General features: G+C 64.9%; 23 protein-coding genes. 10 read left to right on the top strand and 13 right to left on the bottom strand.

Annotated elements, in window-relative coordinates; translation table 11 throughout:
* The 7 genes from BUE39_RS26695 to BUE39_RS26665 form a co-directional block, all read right to left on the bottom strand.
* The coding region (locus BUE39_RS26695; protein ID WP_159442599.1) for a helix-turn-helix domain-containing protein at positions 1-218 on the bottom strand (218 nt) is incomplete at its 3' end.
* Positions 219-439: 221 nt separating this feature from the next.
* Complete coding sequence (gene cobA, locus BUE39_RS26690) at positions 440-1195, bottom strand: uroporphyrinogen-III C-methyltransferase (RefSeq protein ID WP_073431713.1); 756 nt, start codon at positions 1193-1195, stop codon at positions 440-442.
* 57 nt (positions 1196-1252) lie between these two features.
* Positions 1253-2569, bottom strand: a complete 1317-nt coding sequence (locus BUE39_RS26685; protein ID WP_073431709.1) for a sulfate adenylyltransferase subunit 1 — start codon at positions 2567-2569, stop codon at positions 1253-1255.
* Between the two features lie 21 nt (positions 2570-2590).
* Complete coding sequence (gene cysD, locus BUE39_RS26680; RefSeq protein WP_073431708.1) at positions 2591-3553, bottom strand: sulfate adenylyltransferase subunit CysD; 963 nt, start codon at positions 3551-3553, stop codon at positions 2591-2593.
* Positions 3554-3668: 115 nt separating this feature from the next.
* Positions 3669-4415 (bottom strand): phosphoadenylyl-sulfate reductase, encoded by a 747-nt coding sequence (locus tag BUE39_RS26675; RefSeq protein WP_073431707.1) that lies wholly within the window; start codon positions 4413-4415, stop codon positions 3669-3671.
* Positions 4412-4969 (bottom strand): DUF934 domain-containing protein, encoded by a 558-nt coding sequence (locus BUE39_RS26670; protein WP_073431706.1) that lies wholly within the window; start codon positions 4967-4969, stop codon positions 4412-4414. The genes BUE39_RS26675 and BUE39_RS26670 overlap by 4 nt, the downstream gene beginning before the upstream one ends.
* A 22-nt stretch (positions 4970-4991) precedes the next feature.
* Positions 4992-6671 carry a nitrite/sulfite reductase gene (locus BUE39_RS26665; RefSeq protein ID WP_073431705.1) on the bottom strand — a complete coding sequence of 560 codons (1680 nt, stop codon included), beginning with the start codon at positions 6669-6671 and terminating at the stop codon, positions 4992-4994.
* 216 nt (positions 6672-6887) lie between these two features.
* On the opposite strand from BUE39_RS26665, the gene BUE39_RS26660 reads away from it, so the two are divergent.
* From BUE39_RS26660 to BUE39_RS26640, 5 genes are all read left to right on the top strand, one after another.
* On the top strand, positions 6888-7829 hold the full coding sequence (locus BUE39_RS26660) for a CysB family HTH-type transcriptional regulator (RefSeq protein ID WP_073431704.1): 942 nt from the start codon (positions 6888-6890) through the stop codon (positions 7827-7829).
* 32 nt (positions 7830-7861) lie between these two features.
* Positions 7862-9022, top strand: a complete 1161-nt coding sequence (locus BUE39_RS26655; protein ID WP_073431703.1) for an ABC transporter substrate-binding protein — start codon at positions 7862-7864, stop codon at positions 9020-9022.
* A gap of 159 nt (positions 9023-9181) precedes the next feature.
* Positions 9182-10384, top strand: coding sequence for an efflux RND transporter periplasmic adaptor subunit (locus BUE39_RS26650; RefSeq protein ID WP_073431712.1), 1203 nt, complete (start codon positions 9182-9184; stop codon positions 10382-10384).
* Between the two features lie 15 nt (positions 10385-10399).
* Complete coding sequence (locus tag BUE39_RS26645) at positions 10400-13609, top strand: efflux RND transporter permease subunit (protein ID WP_073431702.1); 3210 nt, start codon at positions 10400-10402, stop codon at positions 13607-13609.
* Positions 13610-13696: 87 nt separating this feature from the next.
* Positions 13697-13957: a hypothetical protein gene (locus BUE39_RS26640; RefSeq protein WP_073431701.1), complete on the top strand. Its 261-nt coding sequence runs from the start codon at positions 13697-13699 to the stop codon at positions 13955-13957.
* A gap of 49 nt (positions 13958-14006) precedes the next feature.
* On the opposite strand, the gene BUE39_RS26635 is transcribed toward BUE39_RS26640, so the two are convergent.
* The 6 genes from BUE39_RS26635 to BUE39_RS26610 form a co-directional block, all read right to left on the bottom strand.
* Complete coding sequence (locus tag BUE39_RS26635) at positions 14007-15158, bottom strand: Gfo/Idh/MocA family protein (protein ID WP_073431700.1); 1152 nt, start codon at positions 15156-15158, stop codon at positions 14007-14009.
* Positions 15159-15199: 41 nt separating this feature from the next.
* The gene (locus BUE39_RS26630; RefSeq protein WP_073431699.1) at positions 15200-16252 is read right to left on the bottom strand and encodes a sugar phosphate isomerase/epimerase family protein; all 1053 of its coding nucleotides are present in this window, start codon (positions 16250-16252) and stop codon (positions 15200-15202) included.
* Positions 16253-16286: 34 nt separating this feature from the next.
* Positions 16287-17264 carry a substrate-binding domain-containing protein gene (locus BUE39_RS26625; RefSeq protein WP_073431698.1) on the bottom strand — a complete coding sequence of 326 codons (978 nt, stop codon included), beginning with the start codon at positions 17262-17264 and terminating at the stop codon, positions 16287-16289.
* Positions 17265-17342: 78 nt separating this feature from the next.
* The gene (locus BUE39_RS26620; protein ID WP_073431697.1) at positions 17343-18356 is read right to left on the bottom strand and encodes an ABC transporter permease; all 1014 of its coding nucleotides are present in this window, start codon (positions 18354-18356) and stop codon (positions 17343-17345) included.
* The gene (locus tag BUE39_RS26615; RefSeq protein ID WP_073431696.1) at positions 18337-19824 is read right to left on the bottom strand and encodes a sugar ABC transporter ATP-binding protein; all 1488 of its coding nucleotides are present in this window, start codon (positions 19822-19824) and stop codon (positions 18337-18339) included. Before BUE39_RS26615 ends, BUE39_RS26620 begins: the two co-directional genes overlap by 20 nt.
* Before the next feature lie 3 nt (positions 19825-19827).
* Entirely contained in the window at positions 19828-20886 is a 1059-nt protein-coding gene (locus BUE39_RS26610; RefSeq protein WP_073431695.1) for a LacI family DNA-binding transcriptional regulator, read from the bottom strand.
* A 288-nt stretch (positions 20887-21174) separates the two neighbouring features.
* Here BUE39_RS26610 and BUE39_RS26605 point away from each other — a divergent pair, with 288 nt between their 5' ends.
* The 5 genes from BUE39_RS26605 (at position 21175) to BUE39_RS26585 (ending at position 25781) form a co-directional block, all read left to right on the top strand.
* The gene (locus tag BUE39_RS26605; protein ID WP_073431694.1) at positions 21175-21828 is read left to right on the top strand and encodes a protein-L-isoaspartate O-methyltransferase family protein; all 654 of its coding nucleotides are present in this window, start codon (positions 21175-21177) and stop codon (positions 21826-21828) included.
* Positions 21829-21909: 81 nt separating this feature from the next.
* Positions 21910-22233, top strand: coding sequence for a rhodanese-like domain-containing protein (locus BUE39_RS26600; protein WP_073431693.1), 324 nt, complete (start codon positions 21910-21912; stop codon positions 22231-22233).
* A gap of 13 nt (positions 22234-22246) precedes the next feature.
* On the top strand, positions 22247-23764 hold the full coding sequence (locus BUE39_RS26595) for a TolC family outer membrane protein (RefSeq protein WP_073431692.1): 1518 nt from the start codon (positions 22247-22249) through the stop codon (positions 23762-23764).
* A 215-nt stretch (positions 23765-23979) separates the two neighbouring features.
* Positions 23980-24447: a DUF2844 domain-containing protein gene (locus tag BUE39_RS26590; protein ID WP_073431691.1), complete on the top strand. Its 468-nt coding sequence runs from the start codon at positions 23980-23982 to the stop codon at positions 24445-24447.
* A 26-nt stretch (positions 24448-24473) separates the two neighbouring features.
* Positions 24474-25781: a DUF3443 domain-containing protein gene (locus tag BUE39_RS26585; protein WP_176035832.1), complete on the top strand. Its 1308-nt coding sequence runs from the start codon at positions 24474-24476 to the stop codon at positions 25779-25781.
* Positions 25782-25821: the final 40 nt, after the last annotated feature.

Raw genomic sequence — 25821 nt, 5'->3', positions numbered from 1 at the left:
GGGTGTGCCTGACGCAGGCGCACCACCTCCTGCTCCATCTCAACGGTGGTCTTCGAGGGACTGCTGGCAGGGCGCCGCGACTGATCCGCCAGCGCGTCCTCGCCACGTCTGAGCCATTTGTAGCCGGTCTGCCGGCTGATGTTAAAGCGCTCGCACAGTTCGGTGATCGTGAGCGTGCGCTGACTGGCCAGATGAACAAATTCCTGTCTGAGGCTCATGGTGTCTCTTGCGTTCCAGGGCATGGTCGGGACCGGGCGTTTTCGTACCCGGAAGTGTCAACCATGTCCTCGCACACCTGTCAGCTATGTCTCCGGTCTGTACAGGCCGGCAAAGAAAAGTAGGTGCCGCCCCGCACAGGGGCAACGCTAATAGACCACTAACAAATCAAGCAAAGGCCAAAACAACAAAACAACCCGCCGACCAAGCAAAAAACCACCCCCTACGCAGCAACCAAAATCCCATCCACAAACCGAACAACACCCCGCTGCCGGGCAGCAAACGCCTCCCCGATCATCAACAAACTAGGCTGCGAAGCATCAACCCACCGCTGCGCCTCCCCAGCAGCAAGCGCCTCGAGCGTCAAAGTCAGCGTCCGCTCCCGCTCGGTGCTGCAAGCCTCGACAATCGCCACGGGCGTGGAAACCGGCTTCCCAGCATCAATCAACTGCTGCGCAATCTCAACCCCACTATCCCGGCCCATATAAAACACGAGCGAATCGGCATTCACCTGCTCGCGAATCTCCGCAGACCCCGGCGCCCGGCTAAAAGTAGCCAACGCAACACTGCGCGACACACCCCGCAGCGTCAGCGACCGCTTCAACGAAGCCGCACTCGCCAGCGCGGCGGTAATCCCAGGCACCACCTCGTATTCGATGCCCGCCGCTTCCAGCGCCCGCATCTCTTCGTCGGCGCGTCCGAACAACATCGGATCGCCGCCCTTCAGACGCACCACAACGTCGTGCTCCAAAGCGGCATCCACGATCTGCTTGTTGATGAACTGCTGCGCCGTCGACAACTGCCCGCAGCGCTTGCCCACCGCAATCCGCCGCGCGTGGGAAGGCGCATAGTCGAGCATCGCAGGCTCGACCAGCGCGTCATGCAGCACGATGTCAGCGGCGCCGAGCAGCCGCGCGCCGCGCACCGTAATCAGGTCCGCGGCACCCGGCCCCGCGCCGATCAGATAAACCTTACCCATTTGCATCAACCTGTTCGTTAGGGCGTCCACGGTGCATGGCAACGCGCCATGCGCCTGTTACGCCGAAAACGCACGGATCATCCCGGCCGCGACCGTGTGATGCGTCGCTTCGTCGATCAGCACGAATGCGCCCGTGCCCTGATGCGTGTCGTACACATCGCACACCAGCGGTTTTTGCAACGTCAGCGCGACGCGGCCGATGTCGTTCATCGCCAGTTCCTTGCGGTCGGTCGCCTGCGACAGCGTATGCACGTCGAGCACTTCCTTGATCGCGCCGATGCGCGCGAACACCGTATTGGTGGTCTGCTTCAACAGATACTTGCGCTGCGTCGACAGCGGCGTGTCGTCGAACCAGCACAGGTCGGCTTCCAGCTTCTTCGCCGGCTCGGGCGCGGCTTCGCGCAGCACGAAGGTATCGCCGCGCGACACGTCGACGTCCTCGGCCAGACGGATCGTGACCGTTTGACCGGCAAACGCGCGGTCCACTTGAGCGGTTCCGCCCACCACCGGCGCAATGATCTCGGCCACCGTGGCTTCACGGTTCGCCGGCAGCACGACGATGGTGTCGCCGACCTTCACTTCGCCCGCTTCGACACGGCCCATGTAGCCGCGGAAATCGTCGGCCTGGCTGCCGTCCTGACGCGCGACCCATTGCACCGGGAAACGCAGCGCCTGGCCCGTCGGAATCTCGACCGGCAACGCTTCGAGCAAATCCAGCAGCGGCTCGCCCGCATACCACGGCATGCTTTCGCTCGCCGTCACGATGTTGTCGCCCTTGAGCGCCGACACCGGCACGAAGCGCACGTCGTTCAGACCCAGTTGACGCGCGAGTTCGACATACGCGTCGCGAATCTCGTTGAAGCGCGTCTCGCTGTAGTCGACCAGATCCATCTTGTTGATCGCGACGATCGCATGCTGCAAGCCGAGCAGTTTGACGAGCGCGCTATGACGCTTGGTTTGCGGCAGCAACTGCGCCACGCCGTCGACGAAGGTCACGCGCGTCGCGTCGACCAGGATGATCGCCGCGTGCGCGGTCGATGCGCCCGTCACCATGTTGCGCGTGTACTGCTCGTGGCCCGGCGTATCGGCGATGATGAACTTGCGCTTCGCAGTGGCGAAGTAACGGTACGCGACGTCGATCGTGATGCCCTGCTCGCGTTCGGCTTCGAGGCCGTCGGTCAGCAGCGACAGATCGATTTCGTCGCCGACGGTACGCTTGTTCTTCGCGCGCGACAGCGCCGAAAGCTGGTCGCTCAAGACAGCCTTGCTGTCGTACAGCAGGCGCCCGATCAACGTGCTCTTGCCGTCGTCGACGCTGCCCGCGGTGATGAAACGCAGCACGCCGAGGTCTTCTGGTTGATGAATACCGCTCATGATTGCCTTATCCTCGTGTGCTTAGAAATAACCTTGCTTCTTACGCTGTTCCATCGCGGCTTCGGAAACCTGATCGTCCATCCGCGTCGCGCCGCGTTCCGTGATTTCGGTCACGGCCGTTTCGGCGATGATCTTCTCGAGATCGTCGGCATCGCTTTCCACCGGGCACGTGCAGCTAATGTCGCCGACGGTACGAAAACGCACCAGCGCGGTTTCGCTGGTCTCGCCCTCACGCATCGGCGTGAGCGGCGTGACCGGCACGAGCAAGCCGTTGCGGCGCACGATCTCGCGCTGATGCGCGTAATAGATCGACGGCAATTCGAGCTGTTCGCGAGCGATGTACTGCCACACATCGAGTTCGGTCCAGTTCGAGATCGGGAACACGCGCAGGTGTTCGCCGTTGTGCAGGCGCGCGTTGTAGAGGCTCCACAATTCCGGGCGCTGCGCCTTCGGGTCCCATTGGCCGAATTCGTCGCGGAACGAGAAGATCCGCTCTTTCGCACGGGCCTTTTCCTCGTCGCGGCGCGCGCCGCCGATCAGCGCGGTATAGCCGTGCTGTTCGATGGTTTCGAGCAGCGTGACGGCTTGCGCGGCGTTGCGCGAATCCGTTTCGCGGCGCAGACGCACCGTGCCGCGCTTGATCGAATCCTCGACGTGACCCACCACCAGTTCCGCGCCGATTTCCGCCGCGCGACGATCGCGGAAGTCGATCACTTCGTCGTAGTTGTGACCGGTGTCGATATGCACGAGCGGGAACGGCAGCACGGTCTTGCGGTTCGCGCCGATGCCGAAGGCCTTCAGCGCGAGGTGCAGCACCACGACCGAATCCTTGCCGCCCGAGAACAGCAGCGCGGGCTTGCTGCATTCAGCGACCAGTTCGCGCAGGATGTGAATCGACTCGGCTTCGAGCCAATCGAGGTGATCCATCCGGTTCGCCGTATTGGCAAGCGGAGCGTTGATAGTGGAATCGAGCGTGCTGCTCATGTTTGGGTCCTTCGTTGATTCGCTTGACCGAGCGGTTGCTCGCCGAAGCGGAAGTATTCAAATCGGTATCTGCGGCGCCCAAACCCAAAACCAGGGCCTGGAGCGCCTGAATGCTTTATGCCGAAGCGTTCTCGCTGCTGCCAACGGGAATCGGCGTGATCGTCGTGATGTGCAGTCCGCATTCCTTCGTGTCGCGCGACTCCCACCACCAGCGCCCTGCCCGGCTGTCCTCGCCGGGACGGATCGCACGCGTGCAAGGCTCGCAACCGATGCTCGGATAACCGCGCGCATGCAGCGGATTGACCGGCACGTCGAACGCTTTCAGATAAGCCCACACGTCGGCTTCCGTCCAGTCCGTCAACGGATTGAACTTGGCGATGTTGCGCGCCGCGTCGTGCTCTTCCTCGTGCAACTCCGCACGCGTCACCGACTGCTCGCGACGCTGGCCCGTGACCCATGCGCTGACGTCCGAGAGCGCGCGGTTCAGCGGCTCGACCTTGCGGATTTCACAGCAGCGCTTGCGCAGGTCGACGCTTTCGTAAAACGCGTTCAAACCGTGCGAGTTCACGTATTCCTCGACTGCGGCGGCTTGCGGATGAAACTGTTCGATCTCGTAGCCATAGCGCTCTTTCACGCGATCGAGCATGCCAAGCGTTTCCGCATGCAAACGGCCCGTGTTCAGCGAGAAGATGCCGATCTTCACGCCACGCGACAGAATCGCGTGCGTGAGCAGCATGTCCTCGGCGGCGAGGCTGCTGGCGAGCTTCACGTTCGCGTGGCGCGCGGCGATCGAATCGAGCAGCGCATCGAGGCGCTCGACCTTCGCGGCGAGTTCCGGCGTGAGCGATTGCGCGGTGCTCATGCCGGGACCTTTTGCGTAGCGGCGGCGGCCGACGCATCGGCGCCACGGCGGCGAAACAGCGGCGACGGATTGTCGACCGCGCCCTGGTACTGCACGCTGAATTCGTCGAATGCCTTCAACGCGTCGTCGAGGTCCTTGTCCGCGCGCAGCGCATACGCATCGAAGCCGCAGCGGAACATGAACGTGAGCTGATCGCGCAGCACGTCGCCGATCGCGCGCAACTCGCCCTTGTAGCCATGACGTTCGCGCAACAGGCGGCCGATGCTGTAGCCGCGGCCATCGCGGAACACCGGGAAGTCCACGCCGATCAGCGCGATCTTGTCGAAGTCGCCGGCGATGTCCGCCGGTTCGCTGTCCGGCGCAAGCCATACGCCGATTTCAGCCGCGCCGCGCGAAGCGCTCAGCGCGTCGCGCTCCGCCTGCCACAACGCGAGCGGCACCAGCACCTTGCCGGCGGGCAATGCGTTCACCGCCGGCAGCGTGCCGTCTTCAGCGGCGCGCACCACCGTCCAGTCATCGTTGACGATTGCGCGGTTCTTGATGATAGAAGCCATCTGTTCAGTATCCTTTGCGCGGTTACGCGTGAGCCGGTTGACGCGACGCGTACACGCGTTCCTTGAACGGGGTGATGCCGATGCGGTTGTACGTTTCGATGAAGCGCTCGCCTTCGTGGCGGTTCTCGACGAACGTATCGATCACCTTGCTCATCACGTCCGGCATTTCTTCCGCCGAGAACGACGGGCCGATCACGCGGCCGAGGTGCGCGCCGGTGGCGCCCGTGCCCTGCTCGCCGCCGAGCGTCACCTGATACCACTCCGAGCCGTCCTTATCGACGCCCAGAATGCCGATGTTGCCGACGTGGTGGTGACCGCAAGCGTTGATGCAGCCCGAGATGTTCAGCGAGACGTCGCCCAGGTCGTACACGTAGTCGAGATCGTTGAAACGTTCCTGGATCGCCAGCGCGATCGGAATCGACTTCGCGTTCGCGAGCGAGCAGAAATCGCCGCCGGGGCACGCGATGATGTCGGTCAGCAAGCCGATGTTCGGCGTCGCGAAACCTTGCGCCTTGGCTTTTTCCCACAGCGCGAACAGGTCGCGCTTCTTCACGTTCGCGAGAATCAGGTTCTGTTCGTGCGACACGCGGATTTCGCCGAACGAATATTCGTCGGCCCAATCGGCGACCGCTTCCATTTGCGTGTCGGTGGCATCGCCCGGAGCGATCGTGGTCGGCTTGAGCGACAGCGTCACCGACGCATAACCCTCGACCTTGTGCGGACGCACGTTGCGCTCCACCCAGCGCGCGAACGCGCGGTTTTCCAGCAGGTGTTTTTCGAACGACGCGTCGGTGTCCGGCAGCTTTTCGTAGACGGGCGGCTGGAAGTATTGCGACACGCGGTCCACTTCCGCTTGCGTGAGCGTGGAAGGACCGTCCTTCAGGTGTTGCCATTCTTCCTCGACCTGCGCCGAGAATTTTTCCGGCGACAGCGCCTTCACGAGAATCTTGATGCGCGCCTTGTACATGTTGTCGCGGCGGCCATAGCGGTTGTACACGCGCAGCACGGCTTCGCAGTACGTCAGCAGATGCTGCCAGGGCAAATCGCGGCGGATGATCGCGCCGACGATCGGCGTGCGGCCCAGGCCGCCGCCGGCCAGAATGTCGGCCACCAGTTCGCCCTGCGCGTTTTTCCTCAGATACACGCCGAGATCGTGAACCTGCACGGCGGCGCGGTCTTCCCGCGAACCCGAGACGGCGATCTTGAACTTGCGCGGCAACCACGCGAACTCAGGATGGAACGTCGACCATTGGCGCAGGATTTCCGCCCACGGACGCGGATCGACCACTTCGTCCGGTGCGACGCCGGCGAACTGATCCGCCGTGATGTTGCGGATGCAGTTGCCCGAGGTCTGAATGCCGTGCATCTGCACCGCGGCGAGCTTGCGCAGGATTTCCGGCGTTTCCTCGAGCTTGATCCAGTTGTACTGGATGTTCGAGCGCGTCGAGAAATGGCCGTAGCCGCGGTCATGTTCACGCGCGATCTGGGCCAGCACGCGCATCTGGTCGCTGCGCAGATTGCCGTACGGAATCGCGATGCGGTGCATGTAGGCGTGGCGCTGATAGTACAGGCCGTTCTGCAGACGCAGCGGACGAAACTCCTCTTCGCTCAATTCGCCCGACAAGCGGCGGCGAACCTGATCGGCGTACTGCGCGACCCGTTCATCGACGATGGTCTGGTCGTACTGATCGTATTGGTACATTCGGGGACCCCAATATTTTTGCGTGACACACGACGGTCCGGTTCCGCCGCGTCCTGAATTTCCGTTTGTCAGCAAGCGAGCGTCAGGGTTTAGACCCATCTCTCATTTGCTTATAACAAATACAGATATCCATATTGAAAAAGATGGACAGATCGTAATAAACTCGCCTTATATTTCAAACGACTAAAAAATTCTTTTGATATGCGGAGGGGTTATATGAACCTGCATCAATTCCGCTTCGTCCGCGAGGCTGTGCGGCAGAACTTCAATCTGACCGAAGCGGCCAAGGCACTGTATACAAGCCAGCCCGGCGTCTCCAAGGCGATCATCGAGCTGGAAGACGAGCTGGGCGTGGAAATCTTCACCCGCCACGGCAAGCGCGTGCGCTCGCTCACCGAGCCGGGGCGCATTATCCTGCAGTCGGTCGAGAAAATCCTGCAGGAAGTCGAGAGCCTCAAGCGGGTCGGTAAGGATTACGCGGCGCAGGACCAGGGCAACCTCGTGATCGCCGCCACCCACACCCAGGCGCGCTACTCACTTCCGGCCGCCATCGCCGAATTCAAGAAGCGCTTCCCCAAGGTTCACCTTTCAATTCTGCAAGGCAGCCCGACCCAGGTGGCCGAGATGGTGATTCACGACCAGGCCGACCTCGCGATCGCCACCGAGGCCGTCGCCAACTATAAGGAACTGGTCTCGCTGCCCTGCTTCCAGTGGCACCACGTCGCCGTGATGCAGCCGGATCATCCGCTGCTCGACCGCAAACTTTTGTCGCTGGATGATCTGACCCAGTATCCGCTGATTACGTATGACAACGCGTTCGCGGGCCGCACCAAGATCAACGAGGCGTTCCGTCTGCGCGCGCTGCATCCCGACATCGTGCTGGAAGCCATCGACGCCGATGTGATCAAGACCTACGTGGAACTGGGTCTGGGCGTCGGCATCATGGCGGATATCGCCTTCAACGCCGAGCGCGACCGCCATTTGCGCGCGATGCCGGTCGGCCACCTGTTCGGCAGCAACGTCACGCGGGTCGCGCTGAAACAGGGCGCGTACCTGCGCAGCTATGTGTATACGCTCGTCGAACTGTTGTCGCCGAGCATGAACCGCAAGCTGATCGAACAGGCGCTAAAAGGCGAACACGAAACCTACGAACTTTGACCTCGCACGCTTCCCGCTACGGAGACCTTTCGATGACGTCGTATAAGAAAAAACTTCGCGGCCTCGCCGCGCTCGGCGCGCTGCTGCTCGCCACCGCCGCCCACGCGGACCTCAAGGTCGGCATCGATCTGTCGAGCACCGGTCCGGCCGCCGTGATCGGCATCACCAGCAAGAATGCGATGCTGATGTGGCCGGCCACGATCGCCGGCCAGAAAGCCGACTACATTTTCCTCGACGACGCCTCCGACCCCGGCGCCGCCGTGCGCAACATCCGCAAGCTGATCAACGAAGATCACGTGGACGTGATCGTCGGTCCGAACATCACGCCGGCGGCAATGGCCGCGCTCGACGCGGTCGCCGAAAACCAGACGCCGATGATCACGCTGATCGGCTCGGCGAGCGTGGTCGAACCGCAGGAAGGCAAGAAGGTGTGGGCCTACAAGATGGCGCAGACCGACAGCGCGATGGCCGACGTGATGACGCGCTACATGTCGAACCACAACGTGAAAACGGTGGGCTTCATCGGTTTCGCGGACGGCTACGGCGAAAGCTGGCTCAACGAGTTCAGCAAGTTCGCCGCGCTGCGCCACATCCAACTGGTCGCCACCGAGCGCTATAACCGCACCGACGCGAGCGTCACCGGCCAGGTCCTCAAGCTGATGGCCGCCAAACCCGACGCGATCCTGATCGCCGGCGCGGGCACGCCGACCGTGCTGCCGCAGCGCACGCTGATCGAGCGCGGCTTCAAGGGGCCGATCTATCAGACGCACGGCATCGCCACGCCCGAGTTCATCAAGCTGGGCGGCAAGGACGTCGAAGGCACGCTGTTTCCGACCCAGCCGGTGGTCGTTGCGCGCACCTTGCCGGCCGACCATCCGGCGAAGAAGGCGGCGCTCGCCTTCGCCAACGAGTACGAGGCGAAGTACGGCCCGGGCAGCGTGACGCAATTCGCGGGCGACGCGGCGGGCGTTTATCCGCGCCTTCAGGACGCGGTGGCGCGGGCGTTGAAAACCGCGCAACCGGGCACGCCGGCTTTTCGCATCGCCTTGCGCGACGAACTCGAACGCGCGCATGAACTGGTCGTGCCGAACGGCGTGGTCAGCACGAGCGCCAAGGACCACGTCGGGCTGGACCAGCGCGCCAGCGTGATGGGCGCGATCAGGAACGGCAAGTTCGTCTATTTGAGCCAGTGAACGGGCGCCGCGCGAGGCACGGTGTACCATGCTGCCGGCCGGCTTGCGGTGAACGCGGGCTCAGGCTGATTTGCCGATTCCGTGCGAGCGCGCGGCGCCTTTGCCGACAGGCAAAAGGCCGCCGCGCACCGCCAGTCCGTGAAGTCCGTCCCATCGCGCATGCTTAGAACCAGAAAACGCATTCTCATCGCCGCCGCCGTGGCCGTCGTGATCCTCGTGATCGCGATCGTCCAGGCCATCAGGAAGCGCGGCGCGCCCGCCGCCACCGCCACGGTCTCATCCGTCGTCGAATTCGCCCCCGACGATCTCACCACGGTGAGCCGCCGCACGCTCTCCGAAACGCTGCCGCTGACCGGCTCGCTGCGCGCCGTCACTCAGGCAGCGGTCAAATCCAAGGTGGCCGGCTCCGCGCTGGAAGTGTTGGTGCGCGAGGGCGACGCGGTCAAGACCGGCCAGATTCTCGCGAAGATCGACGCCCGCGATTACGTGGCCCGAGCCGAGCAAAGCCGCGGCCAGATGGCGGCGATGGCCGGCCAGCTCGACATCGCCAGGCAGACGCTCGACAACAATCGCGTGCTGGTCGAAAAAGGCTTCATCTCGAAGAACGCGTTCGACACCGCGCAAAGCCAGTACGAGATCGCCCGCGCGAATCTGGATGCGGCGCGGGCGGCGCTGGCGTCGTCGAATCTCTCGCTGGCCGATACCGTGGTGCGCTCGCCGCTCGACGGGCAGATCGCCACGCGCTCGGTCGAGCCCGGCGAGAAAGTCGCCGTCGACACCAAGCTGTTCGACGTGGTCGATCTGCGCACGCTCGAACTCGAGGCGCCGGTGCCGGTCGGCGAGATCGGCCGCGTGCGGATCGGCCAGCCGGTGCGGATCGCTTTCGACGGCATCGAGACGCCCGTGCAAGGCGCGATCACGCGCATCAATCCCGCCGCGCAGGCCGGCTCGCGCTCGATCATGGTGTACGTGCAGGTCGCCAATCCGTCGGGCACGCTGCGGGTCGGCATGTTCGGCACCGGCACGATCGCGGTCGGCAGCCGGCCGAATGCGCTGGTGGTGCCCGTCACCGCCGTGCGCACCGACGGCGCGCGCCGCAGCGTCTATGCGCTCATCGACGGCAAGCTGGTCGAGCAGCCGGTGCGGACCGGCGTGAGCGGCGTGAGCAACGATGGCGAAGGCGCCGCGTGGACCGAAATCGTCGGCGGGCCGTTGGCGGTCGGCCAGCAGATCGTGAAGAACAATCTCGGCTCGTTGCGCATCGGCAGCACCGTGCGCGTGGTGCAGCCCGCTAAACCTGCTCTGCCGGCGCAAACCGCGCCGCCAGCGGCCGGCGCTTCGGGCGCCAGCAGCCCGCGCTGACCGGAGCCCTCGCCCATGTGGTTCACGCGCATCAGCATCGGCAACCCGGTGCTCGCCACGATGATGATGATGGCGTTTGTCGTCATCGGTCTGTTTTCGTATCAGCGGCTGAAGGTCGACCAGTTTCCCGACATCACGTTTCCGGTCGTGGTGGTGCAGACCGCGTATCCGGGCGCGTCGCCGGAATCGGTCGAGTCGGACGTCACGCGCAAGATCGAGGAAGCGGTCAACACGATCAGCGGCATCGAGCAGATCACCTCGCGCTCGTATGACGCGCAGTCGGTGGTGATCGTGCAGTTCGATCTCGCGGTGGACGCGGTGCAGGCCGCGCAGGACGTGCGCGACAAGATCGCGCTGATCCGCCCCGATCTGCGCGACGGCGTGAAGGAGCCGCGCGTATTGCGCTACGACCCGGCGGATATGCCGATCGTCACGGTGGCCGTATCGAACGCGCCGGGCGCGTCGCTCTCCACGCGCGAGCTCACCACCGTCGCCGATCAGATCGTGAGGAAGCGGCTCGAAACCGTGCGCGGCGTCGGCTCGGTGTCGCTGGTGGGCGGCGTCAAGCGGCAAGTGCGGATCGACGTGAATCCGCAGAAGCTGCAGGCGCTCTCGATCGGCGTCGATCAGGTGATCCGCGCGGTGCAGAACGAGAATCAGGAGATTCCCGCCGGGCCGCTCACGTCGAGCCAGGTCGAGCAGACGGTGCAGGTCAAGGGCCGCTTCGAGAAGCCGGACGACTTCAAGCGGATCATCGTCGCGCGGCGCGGCGCGCAGTCGGCGATTCCAACGGCGTCGTCCGCCACGCAGCCGGTCACGCTCGATCAGGTCGCCGACGTGGTCGACGGTCAGCAGGAACCGGACAGCATGGGTCTGCTCAACGGGCAGCGCGCGTTGTTCCTGTCGGTCGTCAAGGCGCAGGGCGAGAACACGGTGGAGGTCGCGCAGGGCGTGGGCGCGGAAGTCGCGCGCCTGCAGCCGCAATTGCCGCCGGGCGTGAAGCTCAGCATCACCGACGACTCGTCGATCAACATCGAGGAAAGCGTGAACGAAGTGAAGCGCACCTTGCTCGAAGGCGCGTTGCTCACGGTGCTGATCGTGTTCCTGTTCCTCGGCTCGTGGCGCAGCACGGTGATTACCGGCCTCACGCTGCCGATCGCGCTGATCGGCACCTTCGCGGTGATGTACGCATGCGGCTTCACGATCAACGTGATCACGCTGATGGCGCTATCGCTGTGCGTGGGCCTGTTGATCGACGACGCGATCGTGGTGCGCGAAAACATCGTGCGCCACGTGCAGCTCGGCGCGGACCATCGCACGGCCGCGCTCGACGGCACCAAGGAAATCGCGCTCGCCGTGCTGGCCACCACCTTTTCGATCGTCGCGGTGTTTTTGCCGGTGGGCTTCATGGGCGGCATCATCGGCCGCTTCTTCCATCAGTTCGGCATCACGGTGGCCGCCGCCGTGCTGATCTCGATGTTCGTGTCGTTCACGCTCGATCCGATGCTCTCGTCGATCTGGCCGGACCCCGATCTGCACGACGCGGACACGGGCCGCAAAGGCTACCGCTATGGCCGCTTCATCGAGCGTTGCCTGCACCTGTTCGACTCGCGGATCGATCAACTCACGACCTTCTATCAACGCCTGCTCGGCTGGTCGCTCAGACATCGCGCGCTCACGCTGATCGTGGCCGCGGCGACGTTTTTCGGCAGCCTGTTTCTGGTGCCGTTCGTCGGCACCGAGTTCGTGCCGAATGCGGACTTCTCCGAAACGCAGATCGGCTTGAACACGCCGGTGGGCACCTCGCTCGAAGCCACCTCGGAGAAAGTCAAACAGGTGCAGGCGATTCTCGCCGCCTATCCCGAAGTGCGCTTCACCTACGCGACGGTCAACTCCGGCAACACGCAGGGCAAGAACACCGCGCTCATCACCGTGCGGCTCAAGGAGCGGCGCGAGCGCACGCGCGGCATGGTCGAATTGAACCAGGTGTTTCGCGCGCGGCTCGCCTCGGTGGCGGGCGTATCGGTCACCGAGATCGGCGTGCCGGACGGCGCGGGCAGCACGAAGGCGATCCAGTTGAGTTTGCAGGGCGAGAACATCGATGAACTGCGCCGGCTTTCCGAAGCGGCCCAGGCGCGAATGGCGAAGATCGCCGGGCTGGTCGACCTCGATTCGAGCCTGAAGGCGGACAAGCCGATCGTCGCGATCAACGTGAAGCGCGAACTGGCGTCCGACCTCGGCGTGGGCGTGGCCGACATCGGCACCGCATTGCGGCCGCTGCTCTCCGGCGACGCGATCAGCACCTGGCGCGCGCCCGACGACCAGGACTACGACGTGAGCGTGCGCCTGCCGCGCGCGCACCGCCAGGATGTGGACGATCTCGCGAAGCTGATGATCGCCACCAACCGCACCGACGCCAACGGCGCGCCGGTGCTGGTGCCGCTGCGGCAGATCGCGGACATCGTCACGACGACCGGCCCGGATGTGTTGAACCGGCGCGACCTGCAACGCGAGGTGATGCTGTCGGCGAACGTGAACGGCCGCTCGCCCGGCGACGTCGCTTCGGACATTGCGAGGACGCTCGACGCGATGCATCTGCCGGCGGGCTATCACTACCGTTTCGAAGGCTCGACCAAGAGCATGAACGAGTCGTTCGTGTATGCGGTGGAGGCGTTGGCGCTCGCGGTGATCTTCATCTATATGATTCTCGCGTCGCAGTTCGCGAGCTTCGCGCAGCCGCTCGCGATCATGGCGTCGCTGCCGCTCACGCTGATCGGGGTGTTGATCGCGCTGCTGCTGTTCGGCAGCACGCTGAACATGTTCTCGATCATCGGCTTCGTGATGTTGATGGGGCTCGTCACCAAGAACGCGATCCTGCTGGTGGACTTCGCCAATCAGGCGCGGCGCGGCACGCTGCTCGACGCATCGGGCAAGGGCCGCAAGATGGAGCGGCGCGAGGCGCTGCTCGAAGCGGCGCGCGTGCGTCTGCGGCCGATTCTGATGACCACGCTGGCGATGATCTTCGGCATGCTGCCGCTCGCCGCCGCGCTCGGCGAAGGCGGCGAGCAACGCGGGCCGCTCGGGCAGACCGTGATCGGCGGGGTGATTACGTCGTCGATCTTGACGCTGGTGGTGGTGCCGGTGGTCTATACGGTGCTGGAGGATTGGGCGGATTGGTTGCGGCGTAAATTCCGCCGCAAGCTGCAAGCCGCGGTGAAGCGATGAAGCGGTGAAGCGATGACGTGGGGCCCCCGCCCCGCCCGCGCGAAATTGTTAAAGTAGTGGTCTTTCCCCGATCAACGGTCCCCCATCATGCGCACCACTCGAGCCATCCACGCTGTCGAACGGTTGAAAACGCGCAGCGGCAATCCGCGGTTCGCCGCGATCAGCCTGTCGGGCGGCCTGTTCTATCTGGTCGACAAATCGGGCGGCGCTGACAAGAAAGTCTCCGATCCGCTCACGCTCGACGACTTCGTCAAATTCGTCGACGCTTACGGTCCACCCAAACCGCGCAAGGCCAGCAAGCTCGATATCGCGTTCGAAGAGCAGATCAAGAAAAGCAAGGGCGGTTGAACGGCGAGGCGATAGTTTCAACACTTCGCGACCGGCCGCTCCGTCTCTTTCAAGTTGCGCCGATTTCGCGCCACTGCCCATCCGCCGCACTGCTTGCCAGCACCGCGTCGATGAAACGCAAGCCGGCCACGCCATCTTCCACCGTCGTCAGCAGCAGGCTTTCAGCAGGCAGCGGGCGGCCTTCGTCCAACGCTTCGATCTGTAACGCCGCGTCCTTGTACAACTGCGCGAACGCTTCCAGATAACCTTCGGGATGCCCCGGCGGCACGCGTGTCGCGTGCGCCGCGATCGCGCTGGTCACGCGCGCTCGCGTCAGGCGCTCAGCGGAACCGCCGAGGGGCGTGAACCACAATGCGTTGGGGTGCTCCTGATCGAAGACGAGGCTCGCCTTCGTTCCATACACGCGCAGGCGCAACGCATTTTCCGCGCCGCTCGCCACCTGGCTCGCCCACAGCATGCCGCGTGCGCCGTTCGAATAGCGCAGCATCGCCTGCACGTGATCGTCGATGCGGCGTCCGGGCACGAAGGTATGCAATTCGGCGGATAACGCGGAGGGCGTCATGCCGGTGACGAACGCGGCGAGATGATACGCATGCGTGCCGATATCGCCGAGACAGCCGGCCGGCCCCGCCAACGCGGGGTCCGTGCGCCAGCCGGCCTGCTTGTTCGCCCCGCTCGTTTCTATCGGCTCGGCCAACCAGTCCTGCGCGTATTCCACTTGCACGACGCGCAGTTCGCCCAGTTCGCCGCGTTCGATCAGTTCGCGCGCGTGACGCACGAGCGGATAACCGGAATACGTATGCGTCAATGCGAACAGCTTGTTCTTCTCGCGAGCGAGCCTCGCCAACGCCTCGCCTTCGGCCAGCGAAATCGCCAGCGGCTTGTCGCACACCACGTGGATGCCCGCTTCGAGAAAAGCCGTTGCAACCGGCGCATGCAGGTGATTCGGCGTGACGATCGCGACGGCGTCGATCCCGTCGTCGCGCGCGGCTTCGGCGCGCGCCATCTCGTTCCAGTCCGCATAGCTGCGCGCGATCCCGGCCTCGGCGGCGCTTGCTTGCGCGCGCCGCGGATCGGACGACAACGCGCCGGCGACCAGTTCGAACCGGTCATCGAGCCGCGCCGCGATCCGATGCACCGCGCCGATAAACGCGCCCTGCCCGCCGCCGACCATGCCCAACCTGAGCCTTCTATATGGCATCGCTCCCGCTCCTGGTGATCGCTTGCAGTCCGGTTGAATCGCTAGCGGATGCCGAGCACGCGCTTCAATTGCGCCGCATCCACGCCGCTGCCCGCGAAGTCGTCGAAGGCATGCTCGGCCACGCGGATGATGTGCCGCCGGATGAACTCCGCGCCTTCACGCGCGCCGTCGTGGGGATGCTTCAGCGCGCACTCCCACTCGAGCACCGCCCAGCCCGGAAAATCGTATTGCGCCATCTTCGAGAAGATCGCGCCGAAATCGATCTGGCCGTCGCCGAGCGATCTGAAGCGGCCCGCGCGCTCGACCCAGCCGCTGTATCCGCCATACACGCCCTGCTTGCCGTTCGGGCGAAACTCCGCGTCCTTCACATGAAACGCCTTGATGCGCTCGTGATAGATGTCGATGAACGCCAGGTAATCCAGTTGCTGCAGAACGAAATGGCTCGGGTCGTAGAGAATGTTGGCGCGCGGGTGTTGCTTCACGGCGTCGAGAAAGCGCTCGAACGTGATGCCGTCGTGCAGGTCCTCGCCCGGATGCAGTTCATAGCAGACGTCGACGCCGGCTGCGTCGAACGCATCGAGAATCGGCGACCAGCGGCGCGCGAGTTCGTCGAACGCGGCTTCGATCAAGCCTGCCGGACGCTGCGGCCAGGGATACAGATACGGCCACGCCAGCGCGCCCGAAAACGACACGTGCGTGTTCAAGCCCAGGCGCCGCGACGCCTGCGCCGCGAGCTTCATCTGCTCGACGGCCCACTGCGTGCGCGCGGCGGGATTGCCGCGCACATGTTCCGCGGCGAAGCCGTCGAATAACGCGTCGTAAGCGGGATGCACCGCGACCAGTTGCCCTTGCAGATGCGTCGACAATTCGGTGATCGTCACGCCCGCGTTTTCAGCGGTCTCGCGCAGTTCGTCGCAATACGTCTGACTCGCCGCCGCCTGTTCGAGATCGATCAGGCGCGCGTCGCACGGCACCTGAATGCCCTTGAAGCCGAGACTGGCGGCCCATCCCGCCAGATGCGCGAGACTGTCGAAGGGCACTTCGTCGCCCATGAACTGAGCCAGAAAGATCGCCGGGCCCTGGATGGTTTTCATTGTCTGGTTCCTCACACTTCGACGCGCTCGCCGCTCAGAACGGCGAGTCGGGGAAGTAGAACTGTTGCGCGTTTTCCTTCGTGATCAGCACCGATGGAATGATGGTGGTGGCCGGCAGCTTCTCGCCCTTGAGCCGCGCTTCGGCGGTGAGCTTGATCGCGTCGTAGATGAACTTCGGCGAATACGACACATCGGCCTTGATCAGCGGCGCGCCGTCCATCACGTTCTTCACCATGCCCTTCGAGCCCGCGCCGCCGAACACGATCTTGATGTCGCTGCGCCTCGCCTGATCGATCGCCTTGATCACGCCGACGGCCATGTCGTCGTCGGCGGCCCACACCGCGTCGATGTGCTTGAAGCGCGTGAGGTAATCCTGCATCACCTTGAACGCGTCGTCGCGATTCCAGTTCGCGTACTTGGCATCGAGGATCTTGATGTTCGGATAGGCCTTCAGCACGCCGGTGAACGCGGCCCAGCGCTCGTTGTCGAGCGTCGTCGGAATGCCGCGCAGCGCGACGATGTCGCCCTTGCCGTCGAGCGCTTTCGCCAGATATTCCGCGGGGATTCTGCCGAACGCGGTGTTGTCGCCGGCGACGTAGGCGTCCTGCGCGCTCTTGTCGGTCAAGCCACGGTCCACCACCGTCACGTAGATGCCCTTCTTCTTCACCTGCGCGACCGGCTGCGTGAGCGAGGCCGATTCGAACGGGAAAATCACCAGCGCGTTGATCTTGTTCACCGTCACGAGGTCCTGCAACTGGTTCGCCTGTTCCGGCGAGCCGGCCGCGGTTTTCACGATCACTTTCAGATCGGGATGCATTTTCTCCAGATCGGCTTTCGCCTTGTTCGCCCACCAGACGATGCCGCCCGTGAAGCCATGATCGGCCGTCGGAATCGCGACGCCCAGCGTGACTTTTTCCGCGGCGCGCGCCGTGCCGATACCGGCCACGCCCGCCGTACCCAGTACTCCCAACGCCAGCATGCCGGCGCCGACCGCTCGAATGATCCGCTTCATGGTTGTGTCTCCTATATTGAGGCGTTCGTGCGCCCCGGTTCTGGAATATGCCTGTATGTCACGCTGAAGCCACCACGACTACCGCCGTCCGCGCTGCACGAACGCGACGAAGATAATCACCACGCCCTGCACCGCCGCGTTCAGATACACGCTGATGATGCTGGTCAGATTCAGAATGTTCGCGATCACCGACAGCAGGACCGCGCCGATCACCGTGCCGACCACACGTCCCTCGCCGCCCTTCAACGCCGTGCCGCCGACCACCACCGAGGCGATCGCCTCGAGTTCCCATAGCAGGCCCGTGGTCGGCGTGGCCGAACCGAGCCGCGGCACGTAGAGCACCGTGGCGACGCCGACGCAAATGCCGAGCAGCACGTAGGTAACGATCTTCACCGTATCGACGCGAATCGCCGCATAGCGCGCGACCTGTTCGTTCGAACCGATCGCCTGCACGTGCCGGCCGAACGCGGTCCGATTGAGAATCAGCGCGCCGCCCGCCGCCACCACGAGGAACACCCAGATCGGCACCGGCACGCCGAACAGGCTCGCGTAATACACCGGCCCGTACAGATCGGAGAGCGAGTTGTCGAGCGTCAACGCGCCGCCGTCGGCGAGCCAGGTGAGCACCGCGCGAAAAATACCCAGCGTTCCCAGCGTGACGATGAACGGCTCGATCCGTCCTTTCGTGATCAGCAGCCCATGCGCGCAGCCGAACAACCCGCCGAGCAGCAGCGCGAATACGATGCCGAGCGTGACGATCGCGAGCGGCGCGAAGGTATGGCCGCCGAGGCCCGCGGCGAGCGCGTTCATCAGCCAGATCATGCTGCCCGCGATCAGCGCGGCCATCGAGCCGACCGACAGATCGATGCCGCCCGAAATGATCACGAAGGTCATGCCGACCGCGATGATGCCGATGAACGACGTGCGCGTGAGCACGTTCATCATGTTGTCGAGCGTCGCGAAATCGCGGTTGAGCAGCGTGCCGACGATGCACAGCGCGATCAACCCGGCCAGCGGCCCGAGTGCGTACAGTCGATGCGCGAAGCGCAGCGCGCGCCCGGATTGCACGGCTTCAGTGGGTGCCGGTCGCATGGGCGATCAACTCCTCTTCGGTCAGATGTTCGAGCGTGAGCGTGGCTTGCAGACGCCCCGCGCGCATCACGGCGACGCGGTGGCACAAGCCGATCAGCTCGATCAGTTCGGATGAAATGACGATCACCGCGCGGCCTTGCGCGGCGAGACGATGAATCAGGAAATAGATGTCGCGTTTCGCGCCGACATCGACGCCGCGCGTCGGCTCGTCGAGCACGATCACGTTCGGGTCCGGCTGCAGGAACTTGGCGAGTGCGAGCTTCTGCTGATTGCCGCCGGAGAGCATGCGCGCGCGGCTCGACAGGTCGCCGGTGCGAATGCCGAATTCGCTCACGGCTTTCGTCAACGCCGCGCGGCCCGCCTTCAGATCGAGCAGCGGATGCGCGTAACGTTCGAGCGTCATCAACGTGACGTTGTCCTGCAAGCTCAGGTTCACGTGCAGGCCCTTGCCCTTGCGGTCCTCGCTGAGATACGTGAGGCCGTGGCGCATCGCGTCGCGCGGGCTTGACAGATCGGCGCGGCGGCCGGCGATTTCGATGCGGCCCGCCGTGCGCTTGCGCAAACCGATGATCGCTTCGAACGCCTCGGTGCGGCCCGCGCCGACGAGGCCCGCAAAGCCCAGCACTTCGCCGGCGCGCACGTCGAAGCTCAGGTCGTCCACCCACTCCGGCACCGTGAGTCCTTGCACTCGCAGCGCGATCGGCGCATCGGCTGAGACGGTGAGCTTGTCGGGGAACATGTCGGACACGTCGCGCCCCACCATCAGGTTCGCCATCTGCTGCCGCGCGAGCCCCGCCGTGGCGCCGCGCGCGACGAAGCGGCCGTCGCGCATCACGATCACTTCGTCGGTGATGCGCTCCACTTCGTCGAGCTTGTGCGAGATGTAGATGATGGTCACGCCGTCGGCCTTGAGCTTCGCCATCAGCGTGAAGAGCCGTTCGGTTTCGGAAGGCGTGAGCGTGGCGGTCGGCTCGTCCATGATGAGCAAACGCGCGCGCCGCGAGAGCGCCTTGGCGATCTCCACCATCTGCTTTTCCGCGACGATCAATTCGCGCACTTTGGTGTCGGGCGCTTTCTCCAGACCCACTTGCGCGAGATAACGCGTCGCCTCGGCACGCATCGCGGCGTCGTCGACGAACCAGCCGCGTTTCTTCTCGTGACCGAGGTACATGTTCTGCGCGATGGTCAGGTGCTCGGCGAGATTGAACTCCTGGTGAATCAGCACGATGCCTTGCGCTTGCGCCTCGCGCGAGCCGATGAACCGCTGCGCGTGGCCGTCGATCAGCAAGCTGCCCGAGGTCGCCGTTTCATAGCCGGCGAGAATTTTCATCAGCGTCGATTTGCCTGCGCCGTTCTCGCCGAGCAGACCGTAGATGCGCCCCGGCGTCAGCTCGAAACTCACGCCGTGCAGTACACGCACCGGGCCGAAGTCTTTACGGATGTCGTCGAAACGAACGGCGAGGCTCATGATTCACGCGCTCCCGCGAATCACGAGCCGATGCGGCAGCAGCACGCCCGGCACGTTCGCCAATGGATTCGCGAGCCGTTGCAGCAGCAGGCGCGCGGCGGTTTCGCCGAGTTCGCGCATGGGTTGCGCGATCGTGGTGAGCGGCGGATCGATTTGCGCGGCGAGCGAAATGTCGTCGAAGCCGACCACCGCGATGTCGTCGGGCACGCGCTTGCCGACGCTGCGCAAGCCGTGGATCACGCCGATCGCCAGCGTATCGGAGACCGCGAAGATAGCGCTCGGCGCTTGCGGCTGCTGGGCCAGGGTGGCCGCCGCCGACGCGCCCGCTTGGTAGTCGAGGCTGTTCAGGTTCATGCGCCAGCGTTCGTCCGGCGCGATGCCGGCTTCGGTCAACGCGTCGAGATAGCCTTGCTGACGCTGCCGTGCGTAGAGATAGTCCACGTCGGAATTGATGAGCCCGATGCGCCGATGGCCGCGCGCGAGCAGATGCCGCACGGCGTCGCCGGCCGCGCGGTAGTTGTCGATGCCCACGTAGGGCACGCCCACCGACGGATCGAACTCGCAGCACGCGACCCACGGCAGCGCGCTGGACGCCTCGCCGAGCGCCTGCTGGATCGTCGCCGGGTCGAGGCAGATCGCGCCGTCCGCGCGGCGGCGTTGCAACAGATCGAAGTAGCTGCGCTCGCGGCCCGGATCGGCGCCGGTGTCGCAGAGCAGCATGAAGTAGCCGTGCTGACGCGCGACGCTGTCGATGCCGCGCACGATCTCGGCGTAAAACGGATTGCCGAAGTCGGGCACCATCGTCAGCAGCAGGCGGCTTTCGGCGGTGCGCAGATTGCGCGCGAGTTCGTTGACGCGGTAGCCGCTGGCGTCGATCGCCGCCAGCACCTTATCGCGGGTCGCGGGCCGCACGTTCTCGTGGCCGTTCAGCACGCGCGAGACCGTCGCCACCGATACGCCCGCCTGCTCGGCGACGCCGGCAATCGAGACGCCTTCGGCCGCGCGCGGCGGACGCACGCTGGACGCGGAGGTGGAATCCGTCCTGGACGACGATCTGGACAAGTTGAATGCCCTCGAAAATGTAATCGATTACATTTTTGGACGATTCAAGCCGGAATCGCAAGCACCGATCGCTAGGGATTAACACGGAGGCGAGCGGACCGGGCCACGGTCCGCCTCGCGCTGCGGCCGAGCAGCGCACTGCCCGCGGGCGCCGGCCGGGCGTCGCCATTTTGGTACAATCCGGCGGTTACCCTGCCGTGGCTTACGTGCCCGCCGTACCTTGGCACCGCGAGACCCCGGTCGGAGGCAAAACCGCCAAACCCGCCAAATCAAACCGCCGAATCCATCATGAACATCGAGCAAGCGCGTTTCAACATGATCGAACAGCAGATCCGCCCCTGGGAAGTGCTCGACCAGGACGTGCTGAATCTGCTTTCGATCGTCAAGCGTGAAAATTTCGTCCCCACCGTCTACCGCGATCTGGCCTTCGTCGACTTCGAAGTGCCGCTGCCGGCCGGCCAGCACATGCTGGCGCCGCGCATCGAGGCGCGCGTGCTGCAGGAACTGGCGGTGAAGAAACACGAAAGCGTGCTCGAAATCGGCGCCGGCTCCGGCTACATGGCGGCGCTCCTCGCGCATCGCGCGCAGCACGTGCTGACGGTCGACATCGAACCGGAACTGGCCGAACTGGCCAGGAACAACCTGATCGCCAACGGCGTGCTGAACGCGGAAGTCGCCACCGGCGACGCCTCGCGCGGCTGGGCCGACGCCGCGCCGTACGACGTGATCTGCGTGTCGGGCGGCCTGCCGGTGCTGCCGCAGGACATCCTCGAGCAACTCAAGGTCGGCGGCCGGCTCGCGGCGTTCGTCGGCACCGCGCCGGTCATGAAGGCGCAGATCATCACGCGTATCGACGAGAAGCAGTACCGCATCGCCGACGTGTTCGAAACCTATGTCGAGCCGCTCGTCAACGCCGTGCAGCCGCCGCGTTTCAAGTTCTGATCGGTTCCGATCGGTTCGCCCGCTTGCGTGTTTTTCCGGACGGCCGGCTCGCCGCCGTCACCTGAACTGGATGTCCCGCTGATGCAAAACCTGACCGCTCCCGCGCTCGCCGAATGGCTCGCCGATCCGTCGCGTCCCGCGCCCGTGCTGCTCGACGTGCGCGAGCCGTGGGAAATCCAGACGGCGTCGATCGCCGGCGCCGTGTCGATTCCGATGCGCGAGATTCCCGCGCGCAGCGAGGAACTCGACGACGACGCGCAAATCGTCTGCGTCTGCCATCACGGCGCGCGCAGCGCCCAGGTCGCGATGTTCCTCGAATCGCGCGGCCATGCCAACGTCTTCAATCTGCAAGGCGGGATCGACGCGTGGTCGCGTCAGGTCGATCCGGCCGTCCCCACTTACTGATCGAGCCTTGACGATGCGCCGGCGGGTGGCGGTCCTCCTGGCCGCCGTGGCGCTCGCGTGCGCGCTGCCCGCGCTTCCCGCGCGAGCCGTGGGTCTTGCCCAGCTCTACGACGAAGCGCTCACCAACGACGCGCAACTGCAAAGCGCGCGCGCCGCGCTCGCCGCCAACAGCGAGGAACTGCCGCTCGCCCGCGCCAAACTGCTGCCGCAACTGTCCGCGTCGCTCAACGCGAGCCGTCAGAACACCGATTTCGGCGGCGGCTTTCCCGCTTCCTACGGCAACAGCCACGGCTATGTGCTGTCGCTCACGCAGCCGCTGATTCATGTGGATAGCTGGTACGGCTACGCGCAAGGCAAGCTCGCGGTGGATGCGGCGCAGGCGTCGTTCGCGCAGGCGCGCCAGGACCTGATCGTGCGTCTCGGCGAGGCTTACTTCAACGCGCTCGCCGCGCAGGACAGCGTCGCGATCGCGCGTTCGCAGAAGGCGTCGATCGCGCAGCAGCTCGAACAGGCCAAACGTTCATTCGAGGTGGGCAACACCACCATCACCGACACCAACGAAGCGCAAGCCAAATACGACCAGGCGATCTCGCAGGAGATCGCCGCGCAGAACGATCTCGCGGTGAAGCTGGCCGCGCTGCAGCAGATCGTCGGGCATCCGGTCGAGCATGTCGACGGGCTCGCCGCCGGTACGCCGCTGCCGCCGCCCGTGCCCGCGGACATCAACCAGTGGGTCGATGCCGCGACCGACGCCAACTATCAGGTCGTGTCGAAGCAGATCGCGCTGGACAGCGCGCAGCGCGAAACTTCCAAGGCCAGGTCCGGCCATCTGCCGACCGTCGATCTGGTGGCAAGCCGCTTGCGCAGCAGCCTCGGCTCGGCGGGCGCGGGCAACTTCGGCGGTTTCGGCAGCGGCGCGAATGCGCCCGCGGCCGGCACGCCGCCGCTCGCCACCGGCTTCGGCGGCCTGGGCTCGTACACGAGCAGCGCGATCGGCGTGCAGGTCACGATCCCGCTCTTTGCCGGCGGCGCGACGCAAAGCCGCGTGCGTCAGACGCTCGCGCTCGAGGACCAGGCGTCCGCCGATCTCGACACCGCGCGGCGCAACGCGGCGCTCTCGGCGCGGCAAGCGTTTCTCGGCGTGGTGAGCGGACTCGCGCAGGTGCGCGCGCTGCAAACCGCCGAGCAATCGGCGCGCACGTCGCTCGAATCGAACCTGCTCGGCTATCAGGTCGGCGTGCGGATCAATATCGACGTGCTCAACGCGCAGGATCAGCTATTTTCCGCACGCCGCGATCTGGCGAAAGCGCGCTACGACACGCTGATCAACAGCCTCAAGCTGAAGGCCGCGACGGCGAGTCTCACCGATCAGGACGTGCTGCGGTTGAGCGCGCTGCTCTCGCCGGTCGACGACGGTTCGCTGACCGCGTTGCCCCAGGCGCCGACGGTACCGCATCCGGGCGCGGCGGCCAAAGGCGCGGCGGGCAAGTCGGGACGACACACCATGCCGAACGTGACGGCGCCGCGGTAGGTCTCTTTCTTCTTCACCGCTTCCTCTCTTTCCGCGTTGCGCAGTGCACGGTTATTTGTGGCTTCACTAGCCGCAGCCCGAGCTTGCACGCTTCGCAACGTCGCGAACACTGCGTAGCCATTGCGCCGCTTCGCGCATCCCCCCACGAAATTTCACCCGAATTCCCGGCCAGCGCACAGGCACCATGCTCCGACCTTTTTTGCCGGAGCCGTGTGATGAGCGTTTTGAAGTTCGCAATACTGGCCGCAACGCTGTTGCCGCTCTCCTCGTATGCGACGTTGGGCGGCGCGCCGAGCGCCGGCGCTTCCTCCCAGTCGGCGCCGCGCGCCATGCAGTCGGTCGCCGGCGCATCGGCGGCCGGGGCCGCGCGCGCGGCGTCCTACACTCTGCATCAATCGATCGACGCCAACGGCGTGACGATCCGCGAATACGTGTTGCCTGGCAACGTCGTGTTCGCCGTCACGTGGGACGGGCCGATCCGCCCGGACATGACGGCGCTGCTCGGCAGCTACTTCCCCAACTACGTGAGCGCGGGTCACAGCCGTGCGCGCGGCACGGGGCCGCTCATCGACGGCAACGACGATTTTCGCGTCGAGTCGGCCGGCCGCCTCGGGCGCTTCTTCGGCATGGCTTACCTGCCTCGCCTGATGCCCGCGGGCATGCGTCCTGGCGATCTGCAATAGCCCTCCGTCGAATCAGGAAAAACAAAATGAACACATTGAACAAGACGCTGTGGGTCGCCACGGTCGCCGCCACCGTCATATTGGCGGCCTGCGGCGGTGGTGGCGGCGACGGCCAGGGCAACAATTCCGTCAGTTGGAATGCAACCCCCGACTGGGTCGGCAACAGCCCCGGCAATTCGGGGAATTCGAACAACGACGGTAACTCGGCGGGCATCAAAACGGAGTCGGACAATACGGTGCCGATCCGCGTCGACAACTCGATGGGCAACCTCAACATGCTGTCGGCCTCGATCACCGTGTGCGTGCCGGGTCAACCGGGTCGGGGGCAATGCGTGACCGTCGACAACATGCTGGTCGACACCGGTTCGACCGGCGTGCGCATTGCGGCCAGCGCGCTTCAGTCGCTCAACCCGAAACTGCTCACGCAAATCGGCGCGCTCGACGATACGACAGGCGCATTCCCGATCGCCGAATGCATGCCGTTCGCCTCGGGCTTCACCTGGGGCTCGGTCAAGCGCGCCGACGTCAAGATCGGCAGCAGGACGGCCAGCAACATTCCGGTCCAGGTGATGGGCGACGGCGCATTCACCACGCCGTCCGACTGCACCGCGCACGGCGGAGCCGACTACAGCACGGCCCGAAGCCTCGGCGCCAATGGCATCCTGGGCATCGGGCACGGCGTCCACGATTCCAAGGACGCGTTGACCACCGCGATACCCGGCAACTACTACTACTGCCCGTCGGCGAACTCGTGCGTCAGCACCCGCGTGAAGGCCGAAAAGCAGGTGATGAACCCGGTTGCCGCGTTCAGCGCCGATTACAACGGCACGATCATCCGCTTGCCGGCAGTGCCTGCGAGCGGCCAGGCCTCCGTCACGGGTGAACTGATATTCGGCGTGGGCACGCAGGCCAACAATGCGCTGCCCGCCGACGCCAACATCTTCACGGTGGACACATACGGCTTCCTGACCACCCATTACCAGGGCACCGCGTTCAACTACAGCGCGATCGACAGCGGCACCAACGTGTACGCCTTCGCCGACAGCGCGATCCCCACGACCTCGGATTTCTATACGCCGGCGAGCGCGCTCGACCTGTCGGCAACGATCGAGGCCTCGGCCGGCTCCGGTGCGCCGCTTGCGGTCCCTTTCCAGATCGAGAACGCACTGAACCTGGCCGCAACCGGCAACGCCGCGTTCAACAACGTGGGGGCGTCCATGTCGTCCGGCCGCTGGTTCCTGTGGGGCTTGCCGTTCTTTTATGGCCGCAGCGTCTACACGGTGATCGGCGACAGCAAGATCGGCACGCTGACCGGTCCGTTCGTCGCGTTCTGATTACCGCATGAATCAGGGAGGCGCTGCTTCGTGGGCGCGC

The organism is Paraburkholderia terricola, from assembly GCF_900142195.1.
Classification (GTDB): domain Bacteria; phylum Pseudomonadota; class Gammaproteobacteria; order Burkholderiales; family Burkholderiaceae; genus Paraburkholderia; species Paraburkholderia terricola.
The sequence above is the reverse complement of the archived record's forward strand: the minus strand, read 5'-3'. Positions and strand labels throughout refer to the sequence as shown.

What these genes read in the sequence shown, in the direction of transcription:
- BUE39_RS26635 (WP_073431700.1), bottom strand. Translation starts at nt 15,158, where the DNA reads ATGCCATATAGAAGGCTCAGGTTGGGCATGGTCGGCGGCGGGCAGGGC.
- BUE39_RS26605 (WP_073431694.1), top strand. Translation starts at nt 21,175, where the DNA reads ATGAACATCGAGCAAGCGCGTTTCAACATGATCGAACAGCAGATCCGC.
- BUE39_RS26625 (WP_073431698.1), bottom strand. Translation starts at nt 17,264, where the DNA reads ATGAAGCGGATCATTCGAGCGGTCGGCGCCGGCATGCTGGCGTTGGGA.
- BUE39_RS26600 (WP_073431693.1), top strand. Translation starts at nt 21,910, where the DNA reads ATGCAAAACCTGACCGCTCCCGCGCTCGCCGAATGGCTCGCCGATCCG.
- BUE39_RS26655 (WP_073431703.1), top strand. Translation starts at nt 7,862, where the DNA reads ATGACGTCGTATAAGAAAAAACTTCGCGGCCTCGCCGCGCTCGGCGCG.
- BUE39_RS26665 (WP_073431705.1), bottom strand. Translation starts at nt 6,671, where the DNA reads ATGTACCAATACGATCAGTACGACCAGACCATCGTCGATGAACGGGTC.
- BUE39_RS26620 (WP_073431697.1), bottom strand. Translation starts at nt 18,356, where the DNA reads ATGCGACCGGCACCCACTGAAGCCGTGCAATCCGGGCGCGCGCTGCGC.
- BUE39_RS26675 (WP_073431707.1), bottom strand. Translation starts at nt 4,415, where the DNA reads ATGAGCACCGCGCAATCGCTCACGCCGGAACTCGCCGCGAAGGTCGAG.
- BUE39_RS26590 (WP_073431691.1), top strand. Translation starts at nt 23,980, where the DNA reads ATGAGCGTTTTGAAGTTCGCAATACTGGCCGCAACGCTGTTGCCGCTC.
- BUE39_RS26585 (WP_176035832.1), top strand. Translation starts at nt 24,474, where the DNA reads ATGAACACATTGAACAAGACGCTGTGGGTCGCCACGGTCGCCGCCACC.
- BUE39_RS26645 (WP_073431702.1), top strand. Translation starts at nt 10,400, where the DNA reads ATGTGGTTCACGCGCATCAGCATCGGCAACCCGGTGCTCGCCACGATG.
- BUE39_RS26630 (WP_073431699.1), bottom strand. Translation starts at nt 16,252, where the DNA reads ATGAAAACCATCCAGGGCCCGGCGATCTTTCTGGCTCAGTTCATGGGC.
- cobA (WP_073431713.1), bottom strand. Translation starts at nt 1,195, where the DNA reads ATGGGTAAGGTTTATCTGATCGGCGCGGGGCCGGGTGCCGCGGACCTG.
- BUE39_RS26660 (WP_073431704.1), top strand. Translation starts at nt 6,888, where the DNA reads ATGAACCTGCATCAATTCCGCTTCGTCCGCGAGGCTGTGCGGCAGAAC.
- BUE39_RS26640 (WP_073431701.1), top strand. Translation starts at nt 13,697, where the DNA reads ATGCGCACCACTCGAGCCATCCACGCTGTCGAACGGTTGAAAACGCGC.
- BUE39_RS26595 (WP_073431692.1), top strand. Translation starts at nt 22,247, where the DNA reads ATGCGCCGGCGGGTGGCGGTCCTCCTGGCCGCCGTGGCGCTCGCGTGC.
- BUE39_RS26670 (WP_073431706.1), bottom strand. Translation starts at nt 4,969, where the DNA reads ATGGCTTCTATCATCAAGAACCGCGCAATCGTCAACGATGACTGGACG.
- BUE39_RS26650 (WP_073431712.1), top strand. Translation starts at nt 9,182, where the DNA reads ATGCTTAGAACCAGAAAACGCATTCTCATCGCCGCCGCCGTGGCCGTC.
- cysD (WP_073431708.1), bottom strand. Translation starts at nt 3,553, where the DNA reads ATGAGCAGCACGCTCGATTCCACTATCAACGCTCCGCTTGCCAATACG.
- BUE39_RS26615 (WP_073431696.1), bottom strand. Translation starts at nt 19,824, where the DNA reads ATGAGCCTCGCCGTTCGTTTCGACGACATCCGTAAAGACTTCGGCCCG.
- BUE39_RS26685 (WP_073431709.1), bottom strand. Translation starts at nt 2,569, where the DNA reads ATGAGCGGTATTCATCAACCAGAAGACCTCGGCGTGCTGCGTTTCATC.